Annotated in this window: 22 protein-coding genes and 2 riboswitches; of the genes, 20 read left to right on the plus strand and 2 right to left on the minus strand. The window is 39.9% G+C overall.

Annotated features, from left to right (window positions below; genetic code table 11):
* Positions 1-246: 246 nt before the first annotated feature.
* Positions 247-431, minus strand: a riboswitch (cobalamin riboswitch).
* A 219-nt stretch (positions 432-650) separates the two neighbouring features.
* Positions 651-834: riboswitch (cobalamin riboswitch) on the plus strand.
* 139 nt (positions 835-973) lie between these two features.
* The 18 genes from ACFVT8_RS03980 (at position 974) to rnz (ending at position 17,777) form a co-directional block, all read left to right on the plus strand.
* Positions 974-1,345 carry a (2Fe-2S) ferredoxin domain-containing protein gene (locus ACFVT8_RS03980; RefSeq protein ID WP_387081853.1) on the plus strand — a complete coding sequence of 124 codons (372 nt, stop codon included), beginning with the start codon at positions 974-976 and terminating at the stop codon, positions 1,343-1,345.
* A gap of 4 nt (positions 1,346-1,349) precedes the next feature.
* Positions 1,350-3,020 carry a precorrin-3B C(17)-methyltransferase gene (cobJ, locus tag ACFVT8_RS03985; protein ID WP_387081852.1) on the plus strand — a complete coding sequence of 557 codons (1,671 nt, stop codon included), beginning with the start codon at positions 1,350-1,352 and terminating at the stop codon, positions 3,018-3,020.
* A gap of 14 nt (positions 3,021-3,034) precedes the next feature.
* Positions 3,035-3,919, plus strand: a complete 885-nt coding sequence (locus ACFVT8_RS03990) for a sirohydrochlorin chelatase (protein WP_387081851.1) — start codon at positions 3,035-3,037, stop codon at positions 3,917-3,919.
* Positions 3,916-4,677, plus strand: coding sequence for a precorrin-6A reductase (gene cobK / locus ACFVT8_RS03995; RefSeq protein ID WP_387081850.1), 762 nt, complete (start codon positions 3,916-3,918; stop codon positions 4,675-4,677). The genes ACFVT8_RS03990 and cobK overlap by 4 nt, the downstream gene beginning before the upstream one ends.
* Positions 4,678-4,689: 12 nt before the next feature.
* A complete protein-coding gene (locus ACFVT8_RS04000; protein ID WP_387082539.1) occupies positions 4,690-5,349 on the plus strand; it encodes a precorrin-8X methylmutase in 660 nt (219 codons plus the stop codon).
* Positions 5,349-6,482 carry a cobalt-precorrin-5B (C(1))-methyltransferase gene (locus tag ACFVT8_RS04005; protein WP_387081849.1) on the plus strand — a complete coding sequence of 378 codons (1,134 nt, stop codon included), beginning with the start codon at positions 5,349-5,351 and terminating at the stop codon, positions 6,480-6,482. Before ACFVT8_RS04000 ends, ACFVT8_RS04005 begins: the two co-directional genes overlap by 1 nt.
* Positions 6,439-7,659 (plus strand): precorrin-6y C5,15-methyltransferase (decarboxylating) subunit CbiE, encoded by a 1,221-nt coding sequence (gene cbiE, locus ACFVT8_RS04010; RefSeq protein ID WP_387081848.1) that lies wholly within the window; start codon positions 6,439-6,441, stop codon positions 7,657-7,659. The genes ACFVT8_RS04005 and cbiE overlap by 44 nt, the downstream gene beginning before the upstream one ends.
* Positions 7,652-8,359 (plus strand): precorrin-2 C(20)-methyltransferase, encoded by a 708-nt coding sequence (cobI, locus tag ACFVT8_RS04015; RefSeq protein ID WP_387081847.1) that lies wholly within the window; start codon positions 7,652-7,654, stop codon positions 8,357-8,359. Before cbiE ends, cobI begins: the two co-directional genes overlap by 8 nt.
* Entirely contained in the window at positions 8,359-9,144 is a 786-nt protein-coding gene (cobM, locus tag ACFVT8_RS04020; RefSeq protein ID WP_387081846.1) for a precorrin-4 C(11)-methyltransferase, read from the plus strand. Before cobI ends, cobM begins: the two co-directional genes overlap by 1 nt.
* Entirely contained in the window at positions 9,137-10,258 is a 1,122-nt protein-coding gene (locus ACFVT8_RS04025; RefSeq protein WP_387081845.1) for a cobalt-precorrin 5A hydrolase, read from the plus strand. Before cobM ends, ACFVT8_RS04025 begins: the two co-directional genes overlap by 8 nt.
* A gap of 11 nt (positions 10,259-10,269) precedes the next feature.
* Positions 10,270-11,637: a cobyrinic acid a,c-diamide synthase CobB gene (locus ACFVT8_RS04030; RefSeq protein WP_387081844.1), complete on the plus strand. Its 1,368-nt coding sequence runs from the start codon at positions 10,270-10,272 to the stop codon at positions 11,635-11,637.
* Entirely contained in the window at positions 11,630-12,268 is a 639-nt protein-coding gene (locus ACFVT8_RS04035) for a precorrin-2 dehydrogenase/sirohydrochlorin ferrochelatase family protein (RefSeq protein ID WP_387081843.1), read from the plus strand. Before ACFVT8_RS04030 ends, ACFVT8_RS04035 begins: the two co-directional genes overlap by 8 nt.
* Positions 12,265-13,032 carry a uroporphyrinogen-III C-methyltransferase gene (gene cobA, locus ACFVT8_RS04040; RefSeq protein ID WP_387081842.1) on the plus strand — a complete coding sequence of 256 codons (768 nt, stop codon included), beginning with the start codon at positions 12,265-12,267 and terminating at the stop codon, positions 13,030-13,032. The genes ACFVT8_RS04035 and cobA overlap by 4 nt, the downstream gene beginning before the upstream one ends.
* A 39-nt stretch (positions 13,033-13,071) precedes the next feature.
* Positions 13,072-13,632 carry a nitroreductase family protein gene (locus ACFVT8_RS04045; RefSeq protein WP_387081841.1) on the plus strand — a complete coding sequence of 187 codons (561 nt, stop codon included), beginning with the start codon at positions 13,072-13,074 and terminating at the stop codon, positions 13,630-13,632.
* Positions 13,633-13,646: 14 nt separating this feature from the next.
* Positions 13,647-14,183: a cob(I)yrinic acid a,c-diamide adenosyltransferase gene (locus ACFVT8_RS04050; protein WP_370048066.1), complete on the plus strand. Its 537-nt coding sequence runs from the start codon at positions 13,647-13,649 to the stop codon at positions 14,181-14,183.
* A 229-nt stretch (positions 14,184-14,412) separates the two neighbouring features.
* On the plus strand, positions 14,413-15,912 hold the full coding sequence (locus tag ACFVT8_RS04055) for a cobyric acid synthase (protein WP_387081840.1): 1,500 nt from the start codon (positions 14,413-14,415) through the stop codon (positions 15,910-15,912).
* Positions 15,909-16,745 (plus strand): class I SAM-dependent methyltransferase, encoded by an 837-nt coding sequence (locus ACFVT8_RS04060; RefSeq protein WP_387081839.1) that lies wholly within the window; start codon positions 15,909-15,911, stop codon positions 16,743-16,745. The genes ACFVT8_RS04055 and ACFVT8_RS04060 overlap by 4 nt, the downstream gene beginning before the upstream one ends.
* A gap of 99 nt (positions 16,746-16,844) precedes the next feature.
* Entirely contained in the window at positions 16,845-17,777 is a 933-nt protein-coding gene (gene rnz, locus ACFVT8_RS04065; protein ID WP_387081838.1) for a ribonuclease Z, read from the plus strand.
* A gap of 393 nt (positions 17,778-18,170) precedes the next feature.
* On the opposite strand, the gene ACFVT8_RS04070 is transcribed toward rnz, so the two are convergent.
* Positions 18,171-18,707 (minus strand): TetR/AcrR family transcriptional regulator, encoded by a 537-nt coding sequence (locus ACFVT8_RS04070; protein WP_387081837.1) that lies wholly within the window; start codon positions 18,705-18,707, stop codon positions 18,171-18,173.
* A 169-nt stretch (positions 18,708-18,876) separates the two neighbouring features.
* Between ACFVT8_RS04070 and ACFVT8_RS04075 the strand changes: the two genes are divergently transcribed.
* Entirely contained in the window at positions 18,877-20,307 is a 1,431-nt protein-coding gene (locus tag ACFVT8_RS04075; RefSeq protein ID WP_387081836.1) for a DHA2 family efflux MFS transporter permease subunit, read from the plus strand.
* 228 nt (positions 20,308-20,535) lie between these two features.
* Positions 20,536-20,766 carry an acyl-phosphate glycerol 3-phosphate acyltransferase gene (locus tag ACFVT8_RS04080; protein WP_370081232.1) on the plus strand — a complete coding sequence of 77 codons (231 nt, stop codon included), beginning with the start codon at positions 20,536-20,538 and terminating at the stop codon, positions 20,764-20,766.
* Between the two features lie 31 nt (positions 20,767-20,797).
* Here the strand turns inward: ACFVT8_RS04080 and ACFVT8_RS04085 are convergent, their stop codons facing one another.
* The gene (locus ACFVT8_RS04085) at positions 20,798-21,250 is read right to left on the minus strand and encodes a hypothetical protein (protein WP_387081835.1); all 453 of its coding nucleotides are present in this window, start codon (positions 21,248-21,250) and stop codon (positions 20,798-20,800) included.
* Positions 21,251-21,439: the final 189 nt, after the last annotated feature.

A 21,439-nucleotide genomic window follows, 5' to 3' on the forward strand; every position in this document is an offset into this window, starting at 1 on the left:
AATTGCGTCCGGATTTAGAATTGTGCAAGCACAATTCATTCCTTTCAAAATCCGTGACATCCGCCGGAGGCTTTTTTTCATTCAGTGGTTTTTTGGCTCGGATGGAACCATATCTGTACTACCACTTTGAGAACTAATCTCTTCTGAATGAAAAAAAGCACTTTTCCGTAGTGGAAAAGTGCATAGCTAAAAAAAGCAAATAAAATTCTAATCTGCTAAGCCGCACACCCATCCTCGTAGGTTGAAACGATCACATATTTTTCGGCAGGTCTCCTGGCTTAAGTTCAATGTTTTATAGGCCTTCCCATCCTTTGGACAGTGACATTTTCTATAAAACTCCCTAGTACAGTGGCGGGACCGCGCCGGACTTGAACCGGCTTCCCTTTTAAGCGAAATGCTGAACAATTCGCACCGAAAAAAGTTGAAGTTGTGAGATTTCACGACAAAGTGTAACACGAATTTCCATATATATGCTATACTTTTTGTGAAAAAATTTTAAATTGATAGTCTATATCGAAAATTTAGATAAATATAAACTGGATATCGCGTTTTTTCTATGAAATTTTAAAAAAATTGTCACAAATTAAAAAAGAAATATTGAAATTTTAAAAAAATAAGCTATGATAGAAACAGTTTTTAATTACATAAATTCATATAAAACGTCCATAAGTGCTTGAATATTTTCAAGATAATAGGGAAATCGGTGAGAATCCGATACAGCCCCCGCTACTGTAATAGCTGATGAAATCGCGGATGCCACTAGTGAAAACTAGGAAGGCGCGAAAGTAAAAGGAAGCTTTAGTCAGGAAACCTGCTTATGTGATGATGCATGCAAACTTTTCGGAGGGAGAAGTTGAAGCGAGAGCGAGTACCTGTATATATTCGTTTTTATTTGGCTTCTACTAAACCTTTACTCTTCGTCTAGAGTAAAGGTTTTTCTTTTTCCTAAAAAGCAAATGAGGGGAGAAAAACTATGACAACTTGGAATTTAGAGGGGATGAAAACACATCTTTTTATTTGCAATGGTAGTAGCTGTATGAAAAAAGATGCTGAGGACATTACACAGGCAATCCGTGATGAAATACAGTTACTAGCGCTTGATAAAGAAATACATACGACAAGGACCCGCTGTAATGGCAGATGTAAGGATGCTTGTGTTGTCATTGCTTATCCTCAAGGGAATTGGTACCGAGTGCCGACAATGGAGCATGCGAGAGCACTCGTACAAGATTTGAATCATGAAGCGTTACATAATGAGCATGTTTTTACATTGCGTGAAGGTTCGTTACAGCGTACAGCGCAAACAACAGCCATTAAAGGCATTGAAAAGGTGAAAGAGGGGTAGCAAAATGGCGCAAAAAGGTAAGATTTTCGTAGTTGGCTTTGGCCCTGGAGACTTTAAACATATTACGACTCGTGCTGTGGAGGCACTACAACAAAGTGATATGATCATAGGCTATAAAACTTATGTTGAACTTATTCAGGATTTAGTTAATGCAAAGTCGATTATTAGTACTGGTATGACAGAGGAGGTTTCACGTGCACAGGAAGCGGTGCGTCAAGCAGAGGCTGGAAGTATCGTATCGGTCATTTCCAGTGGAGATGCCGGGGTTTATGGAATGGCTGGATTAGTGTATGAAGTATTAATCGAGCTAGGATGGACAGAAGCAACTGGTATCGAGGTAGAAATTGTTCCAGGTATTTCAGCTATTAATTCGTGTGCAAGTTTACTAGGTGCTCCGATCATGCATGACGCCTGTACCATCAGTTTAAGTGATCACCTAACACCTTGGAATTTAATTGCAAAACGAGTGGAAGCGGCAGCTATGGCGGATTTCGTTATTGCACTTTATAACCCAAAAAGTGGGCGTCGTACGAGACAAATAGTAGAGGCACAACGAATTTTATTGGAATATCGATCGCCAGATACGCCGGTTGGACTTGTGAAAAGCGCGTATCGTGACCGTCAGGAAATAACGATGACTACTTTAGCAGAAATGCTTGAACATGATATCGGCATGTTAACGACAGTTATTATCGGGAATTCAACAACATTCTTCTACGACAATAAAATGATTACGCCACGTGGTTATCAGCGTAAATATACACTTGGTGAGGAAAAACAACCGTTACGACCACACCAACGACTGAAGGAAGAAAATGAACCGTGGGCGATGAATCAAGAAACAGGAGCAGCGCGTAATGATTTTGCGACAGATCCTAATGCTAATCGTATTAAGCCCAGTTTAGCCATCAGACCAGAATCAAAGCCTAAAAAATCTTCACTTGAAATGGCGACAGCAGCTCTTGCAATGGTAAAGGGAACGAGCGCTCTTAAGGTAACGCCTAAGCTCGTTCAACAAAAAGTCGAATCTGTTTTTGAATTAGCTGTTAGCCCTGGGGTAGCCAATAAGTTTTTTACTCCTCAACAAATGATGACGTTGGCTGAAGTAGTAGGTGAGGAAGGAACGATGGAGTATACACCCGATCATCAAATTCATTTGAAGATCCCAACGTCTGAGCCTGAGGAGATTACAACAAAGCTTCGTGAGGTTGGCTTTTTACTAGCACCAATTGGTGACGTGCTATCGTTAAAGGCTTGTGACTTCTGTTATGGAGAAAAGTTCGATTCGATTCCATATGCAGAAGAAATTCAAGAAAAGCTTGGTGGTATGTCGTTACCGAAAACATTAAATATCGGCTTTAACGGCTGCGGTATGGCGTGTTATCGAGCAGTATTTGATGATATTGGCATTGTTTATCGTAAAAGTAAATTTGATGTTTTTATTGGTGCCAAGCCGGTTGGGCGGACAGCACATGCGGCCCAGCCAATTGTTGAGGGGCTAGAGCCTGAACAGCTCATACCACTTATTACAGACATTATCGAAGAATATAAAGCAAATGCACATCCAAATGAACGATTGTTTAAATACTTCAAGCGTGTGAAAAAGATCCTACATTTTACGTATCAGGATATGTCTTCAAAAATAAAAGTAGAGCCCGCTCCATGCGGCGACTAGTGAGGAGTAATGAGATGAAAGCAATTTTATTTGTCGGCCACGGGAGCCGTTTAGCTGCAGGAAATGATGAGGTACGCACGTTTATCGAGCAAATGACACCTCGTATTGATGATAGCTTTTTAGTAGAAACATGTTTTTTAGAGTTCGCTTCACCAAACATCGAAGAAGGTATTACGAACTGTGTGAAGAAGGGTGCTACAGAGGTGCATGTTATTCCGATTATTCTTCTTCATGCTGGACATTCAAAACTACATATTCCAGCAGAAATCGAGCATGCACGTGAACATTATCCAAATATAACGTTCACATATGGTCAAACAATTGGAATCCATGAAGAAATATTTGCTATTTTAGAAGACCGTTTAGCAGAAATCGGCTTTAATGCTGAAGAAGAACATCAAGATACTGCCGTTTTATTAATTGCACGAGGCGGTAGTGATCCAGCAGCAAATGGTGATTTTTATAAAATTACACGTTTATTATGGGAAAAACTCCCGGTCAAGTATGTGGAAAGTGCATTTATGGGAGTCACAGATCCCCGTGTAGAAGAAGGAATAGAACGTTGTGTAAAGCTTGGTGCTAAAAAAATCATTATGCTACCGTACTTTTTATTCACTGGTATCCTAATGGAACGTATGCATGATATGTGCAAGCAATTTAACGAAAAATATGCTGACTGTGATATTCAAATTGCCAACTATTTTGGCTATCATGAGCGTTTACAAAATGTGCTGTTAGAGCGTATTGAGCAAGCTGTAAATGGTACATCAACAGGTATGCAAGATTTAGAAAATTATCGTGCTTATGCGGCAGTGCATGGACATGCGCATCATCATCACCATCATGACCATGACCATCATCACCATCATCACCATCATGAAGAGGAGCCAGTGAAATGATTTTCATGCTAGCAGGGACGAGCGATGCCAGGGATTTAGCACTTGAAATACAGTCTGCGGGTCATGCAGTGACAGCAACGGTCGTTACTGAATCAGCCGCTTCAAGCCTTACTGAAGTCGGTCTTCCTAATTTAGTCGGTCGCTTAACGGCAGAGGAAATGGCGACGATTATTACAGAGCGAGGGTACCGATTAGTTGTAGATGCCTCTCATCCATTTGCTGAAGAAGCTTCAAAAAATGCCATGGCGGCAGCTGAGCAAGCAAATGTTCCGTATATTCGCTATGAACGTGCACATGAGCATTATGCAGATCCACTAATTACGGTTGTGAAAGATTATGACGAGGCTGCCCATTTAGCAGCGGAAAAACGTGGTGTCATTATGCTAACAACGGGCAGTAAAACGCTGGCAACCTTTACAAAGGTGTTACATGGTTTAGAAAATACACGAGTAATTGCGCGTATGCTTCCTCGACTCGATAATATGGAAAAATGCGAAGCACTTGGTGTGGCACAAAGGGATATAGTTGCCATACAAGGCCCTTTTTCAAAGGAATTAAATGAAGCTCTCTTTCGGCAATATGATGTGACGTTGATGATTACGAAAGAAAGCGGCAAGGTTGGCTCGGTGGATGAAAAGCTAGAGGCTGCTCTTGCCTGTGGCATCGAAACAATATTAATTGCAAGACCAAATATAAAATACGGACAGCAATATTCTACATTTGAAGATGTACTACAAGCTGTACAAAACACACTTTAGGAGGCAATTATGATGGATTTTAAAACAGATTTCAAACCATTAACAGTAGACCCGGATAAAATTTACGATTACAGTTTTTCAATTATTGCAGAGGAAATGGGCGAGCATAATTTCTCAGAAGACGAGTGGAAAATTGTACGCCGCATCATTCACGCTTCTGCTGACTTTGAACTAGGACGTAGCGTTATTATTACACCAGGAGCAATTGAAGCTGGTGTTAAATCAATTCTTGCTGGTCGCCATGTCATTGCTGATGTGCAAATGATCGAAAGTGGTTCAGGGAAAAAACGCTTCCAAAAGCATGGCGGAGATTTACACTGCTATATTGCAGATGAAGACGTTTCAATTGAAGCGAAAAAACAAAACACAACACGTGCGATCATCTCTATGCAAAAGGCATCTAAATTACATGAAGGTGGCATTTATGCAATTGGGAATGCACCTACAGCATTGCTTGAATTAATTCGTTTAATTAAAGAAGGCTTAGCGAAACCAGATTTAATTATCGGTATGCCAGTTGGCTTCGTTTCTGCTGCTGAATCGAAGGAAGAACTATTAAAACTAGAAGGTATTCCGTACATTACAAATGTTGGTCGTAAAGGCGGTAGTACAGTGACGGTTGCCGCATTGAATGCTGTCTCACTTTTAGCGGATGAACAGGCGAAAAAATAATGGAGCGGAAGCCTAAAAAGGATCCTAAAGACATGCGTCACGGTTATACAACGGGATCCTGTGCAACTGCAGTAACAAAGGCTGCATTACTTGCTTTAATTACAAATGAAGAGCAAGAAACGAGTACCATTCATTTACCGATTGGGCGAGATGCAACCTTCACGATAGAAAAATGTATATTTCAGAACGATGCTGTAAGCTGTGAAACGATTAAAGATGCTGGTGATGACCCAGACGCAACCCATAAAGCACTCATTGTTGGCACAGTAAGCTGGGCGGATATACCAGGTATTCATCTTGACGGTGGAAATGGTGTCGGGCGCGTAACAAAGCCCGGCTTACCTGTACCTGTCGGAGAAGCAGCCATAAATCCTGTGCCACGGAAGATGATTCATAGTACTGTACAAGGCGTACTTGATGAATTTCAAATTAAACGAGGCGTTAACGTAGTTATTTCCGTCCCTGAGGGTGAGGAAATTGCTAAAAAAACGTTAAATGGTCGCCTTGGTATTATTGGGGGTATCTCCATTTTAGGCACAAGGGGAACCGTCGTGCCTTTTTCGAGTTCCGCATATATGGCCAGTATCGTTCAAGCGATCAGTGTTGCAAAAGAGGCTGGTTGTGAGCATTTAGTTGTCACTACAGGTGGACGCAGTGAAAAGTATGCAATGGCACAATACCCTGAGTTGCCAGAGGAAGCGTTCATTGAGATGGGCGACTTTGTTGGCTTTACATTAAAGCATTGTAAGCGACTTGGTATGAAGAAAGTATCGCTTGTTGGGATGATGGGGAAATTTTCGAAGGTAGCACAAGGTGTCATGATGGTGCACTCCAAAAGTGCTCCAATTGATTTTAACTTTTTAGCTCAATTAGCAGTGGATATAGGTGCGGATGAAGAAACCGTTACGAACGTACGAGAGGCAAACACTGCTTCACAAGTCGGAGAAATTATGGCAGAAAAGGGCTATGATGCATTCTTCAACCATTTATGTGAAGCGTGCTGTTATTCATCATTACATCACATTAAGGGCGGTTTAACGCTTTCCACATCGATCTATTCGATGCAGGGACAATTATTAGGAAGGGCTGATGACATTGCATCGATCGATGAAATTGATTGGGATCGGGGATAACGGACAAGAAAGCTTGCTACCACAATATGTGCAGTGGATTGAAGACTGTGAAGTGCTTGTTGGTGGGGAGCGTGTCTTAGAATTTTTCCCGAATTTCACTGGTGAAACAATTTTGATTAAAGGTGGTCTTTCAGCGCTTGTCGAAAGATTATCTACAGAAACAAGAAGTACAGTTATTTTAGCGTCTGGTGATCCATTATTTTACGGAATCGGTGGTTATTTAGCGAAAAAGCTAGACATTGAAGTTTATCCGTATATGAGCTCGGTACAGCTTGCTTTTTCAAAGATGGGGGAAAGCTGGCAGGATGCTTATGTTACAAGTATTCATGGGCGCTCCATGAAAGGCTTAGCGCAACGAATTGATGGTAAAAAGAAAGTGGCATTGCTAACAGATGCAGATAATAACCCAAATGAGCTAGCACGTTATTTAAAGCATTTTGGCATGACAGAATACCGTGCATTTGTCGCAGAAAACTTACAGGGCACAAATGAAAAATTCGCTTGGTATTCGCTTGATGAATTAGAAATGACTGATTTTTCTCCATTAAATGTTGTCATTTTACAGCAAACTTCAGTACCGAAACGCTATGCACTCGGCATTGATGATGAAGAATTCTCGCAGCGTAAGCCAGACAAAGGACTTATTACAAAAAAAGAAATTCGTGTTTTAAGTTTACAAGCAATGCAGTTACAAAAGGATAGCATCATTTGGGATGTTGGTACATGTACTGGTTCTATGGCCATTGAGGCAGGCAAGCTTGCGCCGGAAGGTCAAATATTTGCCGTGGAGAAAAACGCTCCAGATTTAGAAAATTGCCTGCAAAATCAGCAAAAGTTTCGTGTAGATATTACAGCTATTCATAGTAAAGCTCCAGCAGGACTTGAAAACTTCCTTGATCCGGATGCGATTTTTATCGGCGGTACAGGAGGAGAAATGGTGGAGCTATTACAATTGTGCTGTACACGCTTAAAGCCAAATGGTCGTATTGTCTTGAATGCTGCAACAATTGAAAATTTATATAAAGCAGTCGAAGCGTTTAAGTCTTGTGGCTTCGCTGTAGACATTTTGCAGGCACAGCTTGCTCGCAGTAAACCAATATTAGATATGACACGTTTTGTCCCATTAAATCCGATTTACATTATTTCTGCATACCGAAAGGAAGAAAATCATGAGTAATCTAGGTATTTTATATGGCTTGGGCGTAGGTCCTGGCGATCCAGAGTTAATTACTGTTAAGGCATTCCGTATCATTCAGGAATCGCCTGTTATTGCCTATCCAAAAAAACTAAAAGGCAGTAAAAGCTATGCCCATCGTATTGTGGATGTCTATATTAACCCAGAAGAAAAAGATATGCTTGGACTAGTATTTCCAATGACAAAAGATGAGGCCGTATTAGAACGTGAATGGACGAAATCAGTGGAACTTGTCTATGGAAAATTAAAAGAAGGTAAGGACGTCGCATTCGTTACAGAAGGAGACCCATTATTATATAGTACGTTCATCCATATGATGAAGCTTATGCAGGACATGCACCCTGACGTTGAAATTCGAACAGTTCCTGGAATTTCTTCGTTCAATGGTTCAGCATCACGACTCGGAATCGCGCTAGCAGATGGCGATGACCGTGTTGCGATTGTCCCTGCCCATGATGACTATGATGCAATGCGTGAAGCGATTGAAAGTCATGATGCAGTGGTGTTCATTAAAGTGGCGAAGGTTATTGATTTAATGCTTGAGGTGCTACGTGATTTAGATTTACTTGATAAGGCATCAGTCGTAACAAAGGTAACGTCTGACGAGGAAATTATTTGGGATGTGCGCGAGCTAGATGGTGTAGATTTAGAATATTTAACGTTAATGGTGGTGCGTAAATAATGAAGAAAATATATATTGTCGGCGCTGGTCCTGGTGATCCAGATTTAATTACAGTTAAAGGTTTACATATGTTACAAACAGCGGACGTTGTTATGTATACAGATTCTTTAGTGAGTGAGGACCTTATTGCAAAGGCAAAACCAGATGCAGAGGTTATTCGTACGGCAGGTATGCATTTAGAGGAAATGGTAGCGGTTATGGTAGATCGCGTCAATGCAGGGAAAGTAGTAGCTCGTATGCATACAGGAGACCCTGCAATGTATGGAGCGATTATGGAGCAGGTGGCACTACTGAAAAAAGAAGGCATTGGTTACGAGGTTATTCCTGGTGTTAGCTCTGTCTTCGCTTCCGCAGCGGCAATCGGAGCAGAATTAACAATTCCTGATTTAACACAAACACTTATTTTAACGCGTGCCGAAGGACGTACTCCTGTACCGGAATTTGAAAAGCTACGCGATTTAGCGAGTCACCACTGTACAATTGCCTTATTCCTGAGCGCAACGTTAACAAAGAAAATAGTAAAAGAACTACAAAATGCTGGCTGGGCTGATGATACACCAGTAGCTGTTATTCAACGAGCTTCTTGGCCAGATCAAAAAATTGTACGTACAACATTAATTGAACTAGATGAAGCAATGCGTGTGAACGGTATTCGTAAGCATGCAATGATTTTAGCTGGCTGGGCACTAGATCCGAATATTCATGATAAGGATCAATATCGTTCGAAATTATATGATGCTACCTTCACACATGGCTTTAGAAAAGGTGTGAAGACAAGTGATTGAGTTACAAGAGGGCGTATTGCCAGAAGTTGATCAACGAAATCCTTATGCCGTTGTAGCAATTACAAAGCACGGTGTTCAAATCGGACGTCGCTTGCAGCAAACTTTTGCTGCGAGCGACTTATATTACATGAGTAAATTTGAGCAGGGTGATGAAGGAGAAAAGCATATTCAGATGTTTACAGGTACTGTACGTTTACTGCTACCAACTCTTTTTAAGCAATATAAAGGCTTAATTTTAATCATCTCACTCGGTGCAGTTGTACGCATGATAGCACCCATTTTAAAAGATAAAAAGACAGATCCAGGCGTTGTTGTCATTGACGATCGTGGTGAAAACGTAATTAGCGTGTTATCGGGACATTTAGGTGGCGCCAATGAACTGACACATGAAGTAGCTGCAGCACTTGGAGCAAATCCAATTATTACGACAGCGTCAGATGTGCAAAAGACTATTCCGGTTGATTTATTTGGAGCACGTTTTGGCTGGGTGTGGGATAGTGCCGATAAACTGACACCTGTCAGTGCCTCTGTTGTGAACGAGGAGCACGTTGCAATCGTTCAAGAAACGGGGGAACGTGACTGGTGGATGCGTGACACAGCGATGCCAGAACAAATTAAAATTTACCCGTCAACATATGCTGCGATTGAAGCGAAACCACATGCGACATTGCTGATAACTGACCGCATCATTGATCCAGAAGAAGAAGTACTTCTTGGAAATGGTGTCATTTATCGACCAAAGTCGGTCGTGCTTGGCATGGGCTGTAATCGTGGAACATCTTTGGAAGAAATTGAGCAAGTTATTGATGAAACTCTTGCAGAGCTAAAGCTTTCGAAAAAAAGTGTGAAAGCGCTATGCACGATTGATTTAAAGAAAGACGAGCAATGCTTCCTGGAAGTAACAAAGAAATACGATTGGGAATTTGTTACATATTCACCGGCGGAATTAAATGAAATTGATTTTCCATCACCTTCGGAAACCGTATTTAAATATACAGGAGCATACGGGGTGAGTGAACCTGCAGCGATGCGTTACGCACATGTCGAGTCGCTTGTGTTAGAAAAGAAAAAATCGGGCAATGCAACAATCTCTGTTGCTAGATTAACATTTTAAGGAGGAAGCCTATGCAAACGAATCGCTTTGTACTTGCTGGTACTGGCAGTGGAGTTGGTAAAACAACATTTACCATTGGACTCATGAAAGCGTTACAAGAAAAGGGCAAAATTGTGCAGGGCTTTAAATGTGGTCCCGATTATATTGACCCTACTTATCATACTGCTGTTACAGGACGGGTATCGCGTAATATCGATAGCTGGATGTTTTCACATGAAGCGGTGCGTGATATTGTCGCGCGCGCTAGTAAAGATGCTGATGTTTCCATTATTGAAGGGGTTATGGGCTTTTATGATGGCAAAAGTCCGCTTTCTGATACTGGCTCTGCAGCAGACATTAGTGTTGTGACTGAGAGCCCTGTTATTTTAATCGTCAATTGTGCGAGTATGGCACGAAGTGTAGCGGCAGTTGTGAAGGGGTTCCAAATGTTGTCGGATAAACCGAATATCGTTGGTGTCATTGCCAACCAAGTCGGAAGTGTCGGTCATTATGAGATTGCGAAGGCCGCTATTGAGCAGGAGTGTGATATTCCTGTGATCGGATATTTGAAGCGTGAGGAAGGGATTGATATTCCTAGTCGCCATTTAGGATTAGTTCCTGCCATCGAACGAGGAGAACTAGATACATTTTTTGATAAGCTAGGCTCACTAATGGCTGAGACGATTGACTTAGATCAATTGCTTGAATTAACAAAGGCCCCTGTGCTACAAGAATCAGGGCAACTATTTGCAGAAGAGCCATCTCAAAATATTTGCATTGCTATAGCAAAAGATGCCGCGTTTAACTTTTATTATGAAGAGAATTTGGATTTACTCCGTGCAAAAGGAGCTAAGTTGCAATTTTTCTCCCCACTTGCGAATGAACCTGTCCCAGCTGAAGCAGACGGATTGTATATAGGGGGAGGCTTCCCAGAGGAATTTGCGAATATTTTGGCGGAAAATTCGGATGCCAAACAGTCTATTCGTGAAGCAGTTGCCAAAGGTCTCCCAACTTTAGCTGAGTGTGGTGGTTTTATGTATTTGACGGAGGCTATCACGAATAGTAATAGTGACCGTTATGACATGGTTGGTGTTATTCCGGGAGAAGTAGCGATGCAAACAAAACTTGCGGCTCTCGGCTACCGTGAAATTTTTGGCACACCAAATAATTTTTTAATCGGTACAGATGAAGAAGCAAAGGGACATGAATTCCATTATTCAAAATATAGTGGATCACATAATACGCCAGCCTATGAAACGAAGGGGCGCTTTGGTAACAAACAAGAGGGCTACCAAGCTGGAAATTTAGTAGCTGGCTACACGCATTTTCATTTCGTATCAAACCCAAAGCTTGTTGACAATTGGTTAACAGCTTGTAAGAAGGTGAAAAATCATGACTAATTATTTTCCTATTCATATCAACATCGAATATAAAACTGTAGTAATTGTTGGAGGTGGGCACGTAGCAACACAGAAGGTAGCATCATTGCTTCCAGCTAAAGCTAATATTGTCGTTGTTAGTCCAACTCTAGACGCCTCATTATTACCGCTTGCTGAATCGGGGCAAATTACGTGGCGTGAAAAAGAATTTGAAGCACGTGATTTAGATGATGCATCACTCATTATTGCAGCAACAAATGATACGTCAGTAAATGAGGCCGTACAGGAAGCTGCACAGCATTGGCAGCTTATCAACCGCGCTGATGCCCAGGTAGAGAGCGACTTTATAACGCCAGCTACAGTGCGCCGTGGTCCTTTAGTGTTAACAGTTTCAACATCAGGGGCCAGTCCAGCATTAGCGCGTAAAATCAAAACGGATCTCGAAGAGCAATTTGATGAGGTTTATGATGATTACGTATGCTTTCTACAGCAGGCGCGTTTAATGATTGCTGCTAAGTATGAAAAAGGCCCACAAAGACGTACCGCTTTACATGCATTACTAGAACCAAACCTTCTAGAATGGACACGTAATGGAGAGATTGATAGACGTGAAGCATTTTTACAACAAATACTGATGGGAGAAGCGCAATGAAAGACGGAATAGTGTATTTAGTTGGAGCTGGACCAGGAGATCCAAAGCTCATTACAGTGTACGGGCTCGAATGTATTCAAAAGGCTGATGTCATTGCATACGACCGTCTTGTGAATCCAAAATTGCTAGATTATGCGAAAAAAGATGCTGAGCTTGTGTACTGTGGTAAATTACCTGGTAAGCATCACTTAATTCAAGATGAGATTCATACATTACTTGTCGAAAAAGCGCAAGAAGGCAAGGTTGTCACACGTTTAAAGGGCGGCGATCCATTTGTTTTTGGTCGCGGTGCAGAGGAAGCGGAAATCTTGAAAAATAATGGTATTGCATATGAAATTGTCCCTGGTATTACAGCAGGGATTGCTGCTCCGGCGTATGCTGGTATTCCTGTAACACACCGTGATTTTGCAACAAGCTTTGCTCTTGTAACAGGGCATGGTCGTGAGGAAAAAGGCCAGGACTTTTTAAATTGGCCAGCACTTGCAACAGGTATCGATACTGTCGCTTTTTATATGAGTGTTGGCAATATTGCTTATATTTCTAGTAAGCTCATCGAAAATGGTCGCAAAGCAACTACTCCAGTCGCCGTTATTGAGTGGGGAACAACAGATCAACAGCGTACCATTACAGGTCAGCTTGATGAAATTGCTAACATTATTGAACGAGAAGGCTATCATAATCCTTCCATGATTGTAGTTGGCGAAGTCGTCAATGTACGCGAGAAAATTCAATGGTTTGAAGAACAGGGACTAGCCCTTTCATAAATGAATAAGACTTATTTGAGCATAAGGAGGAAACACATTATGACAGTAATTGAGGCTTTAAAAAATCGTCGAGCGATTCGAAATTATACGACACAGCCTGTTGAAAAAGAAAAAATCGAGCAAATTTTACAAGCAGCTACTTATGCTCCAAATGACCGTATGCGTGAGCCTTGGCATTTTTATGTTATTCAAGACGATGCAATGAAACGCTATGAGGAAATGGCAAGTGCTTATTTACAAGAGCGATTCCCAACAAAACCAAATTTAGTAGAGAGCTCGTTAAAGGTTGTCCAAACAACGCCTGTTGCCATTGTTGTTACTGCAGATATTGTAGAAGACGACGCTGATGCGACAGCAGATAATGTCTTTGCTGTAAGTAGTGCCATTATGTCCATGTGGCTTGCCGCAGAGGAGCTAGGGCTTGGCTTTGTATGGCGTACACGTGGAGTAGGGCTTGTCCATGATCCACGTATGCACGCATTCATTGGTGCAGGTGACTCACAAAAGGTAGTAGGAACGATCTTTATTGGCTATCCAGAAGTGCAGGAGCTTAAGGACAAGAAACGTACCCCATTTGAAGAAAAAACAACATGGCTTTAAGGGAGGCTTAAAGAATGGCAAGAAAAGGCTTGTTTTTAGTTTATACAGGTGAAGGGAAGGGCAAAACAACAGCTTCTCTTGGTGTCACATTGCGCGCAGTTGGTCGAGGACTAAATGTACGTTATATGCAATTTATTAAATCACCAGAGCGTACATACGGAGAGCAAATTGCACTTCGTAAGCTTGGTGTAGAAATGGAGCAAATGGGAATCGGCTTTACTTGGACAAAAACACCCGAGGAACATCGTGCTGCTTTAGCAAAGGCATGGAAAAAAACAAAAGCCGCTCTACAAGACGACAGTATTGATTTACTCGTATTAGATGAGCTCAACAATGCGCTTGCTATTACAAAATTTCCAATCGATGATGTGCTCCCATTAGCCGAAGTCATTGAAGCTATCCAGCAGCGCCCATCTACAATGCACTTAGTCGTAACAGGACGTAGCGCCAATCCAGCGCTTATTGCCATGGCCGATTTAGTATCAACCATTGATGCGACAAAGCATTATTATGACGAAGGCATTCCAGCTGTTAAAGGCCTAGAATTTTAATTTGATGCCATCGTATCGGTGGGGATACCCGCACTTGGTTTTGGAGATACCCGCAGAAGCGAGGAGAATACTCGCGCTTGGGAGGGAGATACCCGCGGAAGCAAGGAGAATACCCGCGCTTTGGTGTGAAATACCCGCGAATCAGGCTGACCCCCTCGCATCGCTGGGAATACTTGCGTTCTCTGACTTTCTCCCGCGCTTCAACTATAAATAAAGGAGGGAAAAGACTATGCCAGCAAAATCTATCATGATTCAAGGGACGGCTTCTGATGTAGGGAAAAGTATGATTTGTACTGCGCTATGCCGTATTTTCTCTGATGATGGGTTAAAGGTAGTGCCGTTTAAATCGCAAAATATGGCCCTTAATTCGTTTGTAACTCAAGATGGCGGTGAAATTGGTCGTGCACAGGGTGTACAAGCAGAGGCAGCACGTGTTGTAGCAACTACGGATATGAACCCTATATTGTTAAAACCAAAGCAGGATATGGTATCGGAAGTGATTGTTCATGGCAAGCATTTTTTAAATATGGATGCTAAAAGCTATCGCAATCAATTCGTCCAAGAAGCGATGCCAATCGTTGAAAAGTCAGTTCGAACTTTACAAAATACATATGATGTTATTGTTCTTGAAGGTGCGGGAAGCCCAGCAGAAATCAATTTGAAAGACCGTGATATAGCAAATATGCGGATGGCTCATTTGGCAGATGCAGCGGTTGTGCTAGTTGCTGATATCGATCGAGGTGGAGTGTTTGCATCGATTGTTGGAACTCTCGCATTACTTGACGATGCAGAACGTGCACGTGTAAAAGGGTTGATTATTAATAAGTTTAGAGGGATGCGTGAACTACTCGATGATGGCATTGAATGGGTAGAGCGTGAGACGGGAATTCCTGTACTTGGAGTTGTACCGTATGTAGAAGTCAATATTGAGGCTGAGGATTCGCTAGCGCTATCTTCATTACGCTTTAAAAAGCCAAAGCAAGGGGAGTTTGCAGTGGATGTGGCAATGATTCGTTTGCCACGCATTTCAAACTTTACGGATGTTGATCCATTTTTCGATGAGCCAGAGGTTGGTGTACGTTTAATTGGCAATGTCAATGAGCTTGGTACGCCCGATTTACTAATACTACCTGGAACAAAAAGTACAATGGATGATTTAGCATGGTTAAAGGCACAAGGCTTCGATCATGCGATAACAAATTTACGCGCAAAAGGGACAAAAATTATTGGTATTTGTGGTGGCTTCCAAATGCTTGGCGAAACGTTACTAGACCCAGATGCAGTAGAAGGAAATGGTGATTCAGCGAAAGGTTTAGAATTATTACCAATGGAAACTGTTTTTGTTGGCGATAAAAAAACAGTTCAAATGACCGGATCAAGGGGACAGGATACGTTTACTGGCTATGAAATCCATCTTGGACGTACAAAAATTTTACGTAATGAAGTTTCTCCATTTTTACAGCTTGCAGATGGGCGAGTAGATGGTGCAGTAAGTGCTGATGAACAAGTAATCGGAACATATTTCCACGGTTTATTCCATAATCGCATCTTTACACGACAGCTTGTCAACGACATTCGCGTGAAAAAGGGGCTCGCTGCTTTACCAAGTGATGTAAAAAGTGACGCAGAACGTAGAGAGGACGCATACAATATGCTGGCAAAGCATGTGCGTGCCAATCTCGATATGAAAAAAGTATACGAAATTATGAATATTGAGGTACCTGTATGACAAGAAAAGGACCGTTAGCAATTAATTATGAGGCGTTATGGCAGGAAGGTATGAAGGACTGGCATGGCCAAATGCCTGAAAGAATGGTCAATGATCAATTAGAGGAGCAGTTTTGGGCGCAGTCAATCGCACGTAAAAAGATTGGACAAACAGATCCTTATGCTGCAAAAATTTTTCAAGAAATTAAAAAAAGTATTCAACCTGAGGACTCAGTATTGGAAATTGGTCCAGGCTGGGGTAATTATACGTTTCCACTAGCTGATCATGTGAGAAAGCTAACGTGTGTAGATAGCTCAGAAAGTATTCTTAGCTATTTAGAAAATTGCATGGAGGATAAGCAACATGCTTCTTATATTCATGCAAAATGGGAAAGCCTTGCTGAAGATGAAGTAGAAGCGCACGATATCGTCATTGGTGTTAATTGTTTTTATCGTATGTATGAAATCAAAGCAGCACTTTACCATATGAATCGCCTTGCTAAAAAGCGTGCAATTATTGGCATGACAACAGGGCCGATTCAACCTCACTATGAAATTTTATACGAAAAGTATGGCTACGATATTAAATTTCCACGAAGAGATTATATAGAATTTTTAAATTTGCTCTATGAAATGGATATTTATGCAGAGTGCAAAATCATCCCATTACAACGAGTGTATGAATATGAAAGTTATGAGCAACTTGTCACAACACAAAGTAAAAAAATATTAAATAATACTTTTAATAGAGAGCATGTTGAGGAATCGCTCTTGCCGTTTATTGAGGAAAAGAACGGGCGTTATTATTATCGTCATGATTTCCATGCGGCACTCGTATCATGGGAGCCGAAATAATTATGAAACCTTTGGACAAAACTAGTGACCAAAGGTTTTTTTTATTGGAAGCGATAGGGTACAATAAAGCGATATAGAAATAGAAGTGAGGTGGCATATGTGCAACTACATTTTTTAGGAACAGGCGCAGGAATGCCTTCAAAGGAACGAAATACAAGTGCTCTAATGGTAAAGCTATTAGATGAATTGGGGGAAATGTGGCTTTTTGATTGTGGTGAGGCGACCCAACATCAAATTTTGCATACATCGTTAAAGCCACGTAAAGTAACGAAAATATTTATTACACATTTACATGGTGACCATATTTTTGGATTACCTGGCTTTTTAAGCTCACGTTCATTTCAAGGCGGGGACGAACCATTAACGATATTTGGCCCACAAGGTTTACAGCAATGGATTGAGCAAACCTTAGCCTTGTCAAAAACGCATTTAACATATCCAGTACAATTTGTTGAAGTTCATGAAGGTATTATTTATGAAGATGAACATTTTACAGTAAGTGCAGGTGAATTGCGCCATGTAGTTCCATGCTTTGGCTACCGTATTGAGCAAAAGGATTTGCCTGGCGAACTATTAATGGAAAAAGCACAGGCTCTTGGTGTTCCAAAAGGTCCTTTGCTAGGACAATTAAAAGCTGGGAAAGATATTGAGCTTCCGGATGGCACCATTGTTTATGCGAAAGATGTTGTCGCTCCGCCGAAAAAAGGCTTTACGCTCACTATTTTAGGAGATACTAAATACTGTCCGGAGGCTCTTTCATTAGCTGATGGAGCAGATATCGTTATTCACGAAGCTACCTTCGATGGTACTACGACAGATTTAGCAGCGAACTACGGACACTCTACAAATGTTGAAGCGGCAAAGGTGGCACAACAGGCAGGAGTGCACTATTTACTGCTAAACCATTTAAGTGCCCGCTTTTTATCACATGATTTACCGAAATTTTTAGCAGATGCACAGGAAGTTTTCCCACAAACCTTTCTGACATCCGATCAATCCGTGTTTACATGGAATAACAATAAATTAATTTAACACATAAAGTACCCTTTCAATCATTTAAAGGGTACTTTTATCTTTATTCGGCGAATTTTTTCTGTGCGAAAGCGTAGCGACAGCAACAAATGATTTCTGTGCGAAAGCGTAGCGACAACAACAAATGATTTCTGTGCGAAAGCGCAGCGACAGCAACAAATGATTTCTGTGCGAAAGCGCAGCGACAGCAACAAATGATTTCTGTGCGAAAGCGTAGCGACAGCAACAAATGATTTCTGTGCGAAAGCGTAGCGACAGCAACAAATGATTTCTGTGCGAAAGCGTAGCGACAGCAACAGCAACAGCAACAAAATACTTTAATAGCGAGACAAACCTACATTTTGAAGTGAGCCCTAAGTAAGAAAGAGTATTTTATAAGGTAGTTACGAATAATTATCGATACAATTCAATAATTTGAGTGGCTATATATTCGGAACTAAACTGAACTCCATTTCTGAGCCACCACATGATGATCCCAAGTATTGAAGATGCGAGAATATCCATTGATAAAGTTGTACTATCAACGCCTTCACTTTTACGTTGTATGACAATCAAGTCCTTTAATGTCATATGCATCTTTTTATTGAAACCAGGGTGCTCAAATAGAACAGCTAAAATTTTTCTATGCTTATAAAAGTAATCTAAAAACGTAATTAATTGTTCTTGATTATTTAAATTATCTATTTGTAAAGTAGGGGACATTTTCGACAACAAGTCGTCGAAAATATCATAAACTACTTGCTTTAATAAATCGTTAATATCTAAAAAGTGTAAATAAAAAGTTGCTCGATTTAGTTCTGCACGTTTTGCTATTTTTTGTACTGTTAGTTTCGAAATATCAGGGTTTTCAATCAAAATCTCTACGACAGCTTCTTTAAATACCCGTTTAGAGCGAATAGATCGAGGGTCTTGCTTTTTTTGTGTAGTCAATTTAATTCTCCTTTATCTATTAAATACAAAGTTAATTAATAGTATTTTAAATTTTGTTGTTTAATTGACACTTCTTGAAAAATTGTAAATAGGAATCAAAAAATAAAAATGTTATTATCTATTTTATTGACATAGTGTTAATAAAACAAGTGGAAAGAGGAATAAATTAATGCCGGAATCAATAAATAAAAAAGTACTATTAACAGTACTAATTTTAGGGTGTTTTTTATCTACACTAAATCAAACATTGTTAAATGTTGCATTAAGCAATTTAATGGACGTATTTTCCGTTTCTGCTACAACCGTTCAGTGGTTATCTACTGGCTTTATGTTAGTAAACGGGGTGCTAATCCCTATCACAGCATACTTAATGAAACGTTTTTCAACACGCCAATTATTTATAAGTTCAATGCTGTTTTTATTAATAGGCTCTATTTTTTGTGCTGTAGCTCCGAACTTCGCAACTTTACTAATAGGTCGTATGATTCAAGCAATAGGAGCAGGAATTATTATGCCATTGCTAATGAGCATCGTGATGTTTATTTTCCCTCCTGAAAAAAGAGGCAGTATGATGGGCTTAATTGGGCTAGCTATTATTTTCGCTCCAGCCATTGCACCAACATTAGCAGGGTTCGTTATAGATTATTATTCATGGCGTTGGTTATTTATCGGAATAATTCCATTTGTCGTGATCATTATAATTATGGCGATGAAATATTTAATTAATGTTTCAGAAACAGCAAAACCGAAGTTAGATGTATTAAGCGTTATTTTATCAACTATTGGCTTTGGTTTTATTTTGTATGGATTTAGTAATGCAGGAAGCCATGGTTGGGATGATAAAGTAGTAATCGCTTCTATACTTGTGGGAATAGTGACTACGGCAATATTCTGTCTTCGCCAAATTAAATCTTCTGAGCCACTTCTTAACTTATCTGTTTTTACTAATAAATTATTTACGCTAACATCCATCATCAATATTATTGTCACAATGATGATGTATGCCGATATGATTCTATTACCAATATATTTGCAAAATGGCAGAGGGTTTACTGCTTTAGACGCTGGTTTATTATTATTACCGGGTGCACTTGTAAATGCCTTTATGTCTCCAGTGACAGGAAAAATGTATGACCGCTTTGGTGCAAAGCCGTTATTTATTATCGGTTTGATTTTTGTTATTCCTTCAATGTGGGTTGTAACAGATTTAACAGAAACAACAGCCTATAGCTTTTTAATAATACGTACCATTTTTCTACGTATAGGGTTGAGTTTTATCACAATGCCACTGAACACAGCTAGTTTGAATGCCTTACCTAAGACACTTGTCACACATGGTACAGCAGTGAATAATACATTACGTCAAATTGCAGGTGCAATTGGATCTGCTGTCGTTATTACAATTTTTACCGCGCAAACGACAAACCATGCGAAAACATTGCTAGCAGAAACGCCAAATGCTACGGCTGAAGGGATTCGCACACTTGCTTCAACTTTAGGTTCAAGTGATGCCTATTACTTCATGACAATATTAGCGATAATTGCATTTGTTTTAACTCTATTTGTCCCATCTAAAAATAAGCTTCAACAACAATCATAATTTTTAAGCATTCAATGTTTTGGCTGAATTAACTTTTGAATGCATACGCTTCAAAATAAGAGTGAAACAACTTTAAAGAGCCTTAACTACAATAAAGTGTAGCAAGGCTCTTATTTTTTTAACAAATACAAAGAAGTAAAGTTGTAGAACAGAAATTTGGAATATAAAAGAATTATAATGCAGTTAATAGTATATTTTTGTATAATTTAGTAAAGGGGAGTGGTTTATATGAATCAGCAAAAGATGCCACCAGCACTATTGCGTTTAATTGTTATTTTTCCAAATGTGCTAAGCTATTTATTACTTGTTGGTCTAATTGTGTTTGTTATCTCAAATTATGACACATTAAAAGCTACGGACAACTTAACGGTTTGGCTTATTTTTATTGTAGTACTTGCACCAGCCGCTGCCTATACGACATTCAGTATTGTCAAGAAAATTCGCGCTGGACAAATGTAAGCTAAAACAAAAAGTGTATTCATTGCATAAACTAATGAATACACTTTTTAGACTTTTTAGTTTTGAAAAATATAACTCCGATTATCATTAGCGCTATTATTACAACAATTGATATAAAATAGATGTTAGAAATTATATTCATTATGTGAAAAGGTGCTTTATGAACAAAGTCTGCCTTTACCCACCGGTTATTTTCTTTTACAGCAATTGCAATGGAAGTCGATGTCCGTTTAATTGCATAATATTTTGTTCCTTTTGAGTAATAGTTTGAGGCATCTCCGTAAAATTTCCCGGTCATATCATTTGGCTTTGTCTTTACTTCTCCTATAACTTTATCGATCTCACTATGTTCAATAAATTCTTCTTGTTTAACTTCATAAACTTTTCCTTTCCAAACGACAAAAGGATATGCCCAAGAGAGTGCTTGAGTAGAGGATGAAATCATAAATATAAATAAAAGCGATAACAACGATATTCTTTTCATAAAGCACCTCCAATAGGTAACCATTTTATCTTATTATAAAAGGAAAAATTGGAGATGTTAAAGAGCTATATTTTTGGAAAAAATGGTTTTTAAATATCTGATCTATAAGCAAAGAAGTTTAATAAACAAATCCAAGACGAATAAAATAATTCCATATAGGGAAACTAAAAATAAATTGTTTCATAAAAA

Origin of the sequence: Lysinibacillus sp. NPDC058147 (genome assembly GCF_042884205.1) — a bacterium.
Taxonomy (GTDB): Bacteria; Bacillota; Bacilli; order Bacillales_A; family Planococcaceae; genus Lysinibacillus.

What these genes read in the sequence shown, in the direction of transcription:
- ACFVT8_RS03980 (WP_387081853.1), top strand. Translation starts at nt 974, where the DNA reads ATGACAACTTGGAATTTAGAGGGGATGAAAACACATCTTTTTATTTGC.
- cobJ (WP_387081852.1), top strand. Translation starts at nt 1,350, where the DNA reads ATGGCGCAAAAAGGTAAGATTTTCGTAGTTGGCTTTGGCCCTGGAGAC.
- ACFVT8_RS03990 (WP_387081851.1), top strand. Translation starts at nt 3,035, where the DNA reads ATGAAAGCAATTTTATTTGTCGGCCACGGGAGCCGTTTAGCTGCAGGA.
- cobK (WP_387081850.1), top strand. Translation starts at nt 3,916, where the DNA reads ATGATTTTCATGCTAGCAGGGACGAGCGATGCCAGGGATTTAGCACTT.
- ACFVT8_RS04000 (WP_387082539.1), top strand. Translation starts at nt 4,690, where the DNA reads ATGGATTTTAAAACAGATTTCAAACCATTAACAGTAGACCCGGATAAA.
- ACFVT8_RS04005 (WP_387081849.1), top strand. Translation starts at nt 5,349, where the DNA reads ATGGAGCGGAAGCCTAAAAAGGATCCTAAAGACATGCGTCACGGTTAT.
- cbiE (WP_387081848.1), top strand. Translation starts at nt 6,439, where the DNA reads ATGACATTGCATCGATCGATGAAATTGATTGGGATCGGGGATAACGGA.
- cobI (WP_387081847.1), top strand. Translation starts at nt 7,652, where the DNA reads ATGAGTAATCTAGGTATTTTATATGGCTTGGGCGTAGGTCCTGGCGAT.
- cobM (WP_387081846.1), top strand. Translation starts at nt 8,359, where the DNA reads ATGAAGAAAATATATATTGTCGGCGCTGGTCCTGGTGATCCAGATTTA.
- ACFVT8_RS04030 (WP_387081844.1), top strand. Translation starts at nt 10,270, where the DNA reads ATGCAAACGAATCGCTTTGTACTTGCTGGTACTGGCAGTGGAGTTGGT.
- ACFVT8_RS04035 (WP_387081843.1), top strand. Translation starts at nt 11,630, where the DNA reads ATGACTAATTATTTTCCTATTCATATCAACATCGAATATAAAACTGTA.
- cobA (WP_387081842.1), top strand. Translation starts at nt 12,265, where the DNA reads ATGAAAGACGGAATAGTGTATTTAGTTGGAGCTGGACCAGGAGATCCA.
- ACFVT8_RS04045 (WP_387081841.1), top strand. Translation starts at nt 13,072, where the DNA reads ATGACAGTAATTGAGGCTTTAAAAAATCGTCGAGCGATTCGAAATTAT.
- ACFVT8_RS04050 (WP_370048066.1), top strand. Translation starts at nt 13,647, where the DNA reads ATGGCAAGAAAAGGCTTGTTTTTAGTTTATACAGGTGAAGGGAAGGGC.
- ACFVT8_RS04055 (WP_387081840.1), top strand. Translation starts at nt 14,413, where the DNA reads ATGCCAGCAAAATCTATCATGATTCAAGGGACGGCTTCTGATGTAGGG.
- ACFVT8_RS04060 (WP_387081839.1), top strand. Translation starts at nt 15,909, where the DNA reads ATGACAAGAAAAGGACCGTTAGCAATTAATTATGAGGCGTTATGGCAG.
- ACFVT8_RS04075 (WP_387081836.1), top strand. Translation starts at nt 18,877, where the DNA reads ATGCCGGAATCAATAAATAAAAAAGTACTATTAACAGTACTAATTTTA.
- ACFVT8_RS04080 (WP_370081232.1), top strand. Translation starts at nt 20,536, where the DNA reads ATGAATCAGCAAAAGATGCCACCAGCACTATTGCGTTTAATTGTTATT.
- ACFVT8_RS04085 (WP_387081835.1), bottom strand. Translation starts at nt 21,250, where the DNA reads ATGAAAAGAATATCGTTGTTATCGCTTTTATTTATATTTATGATTTCA.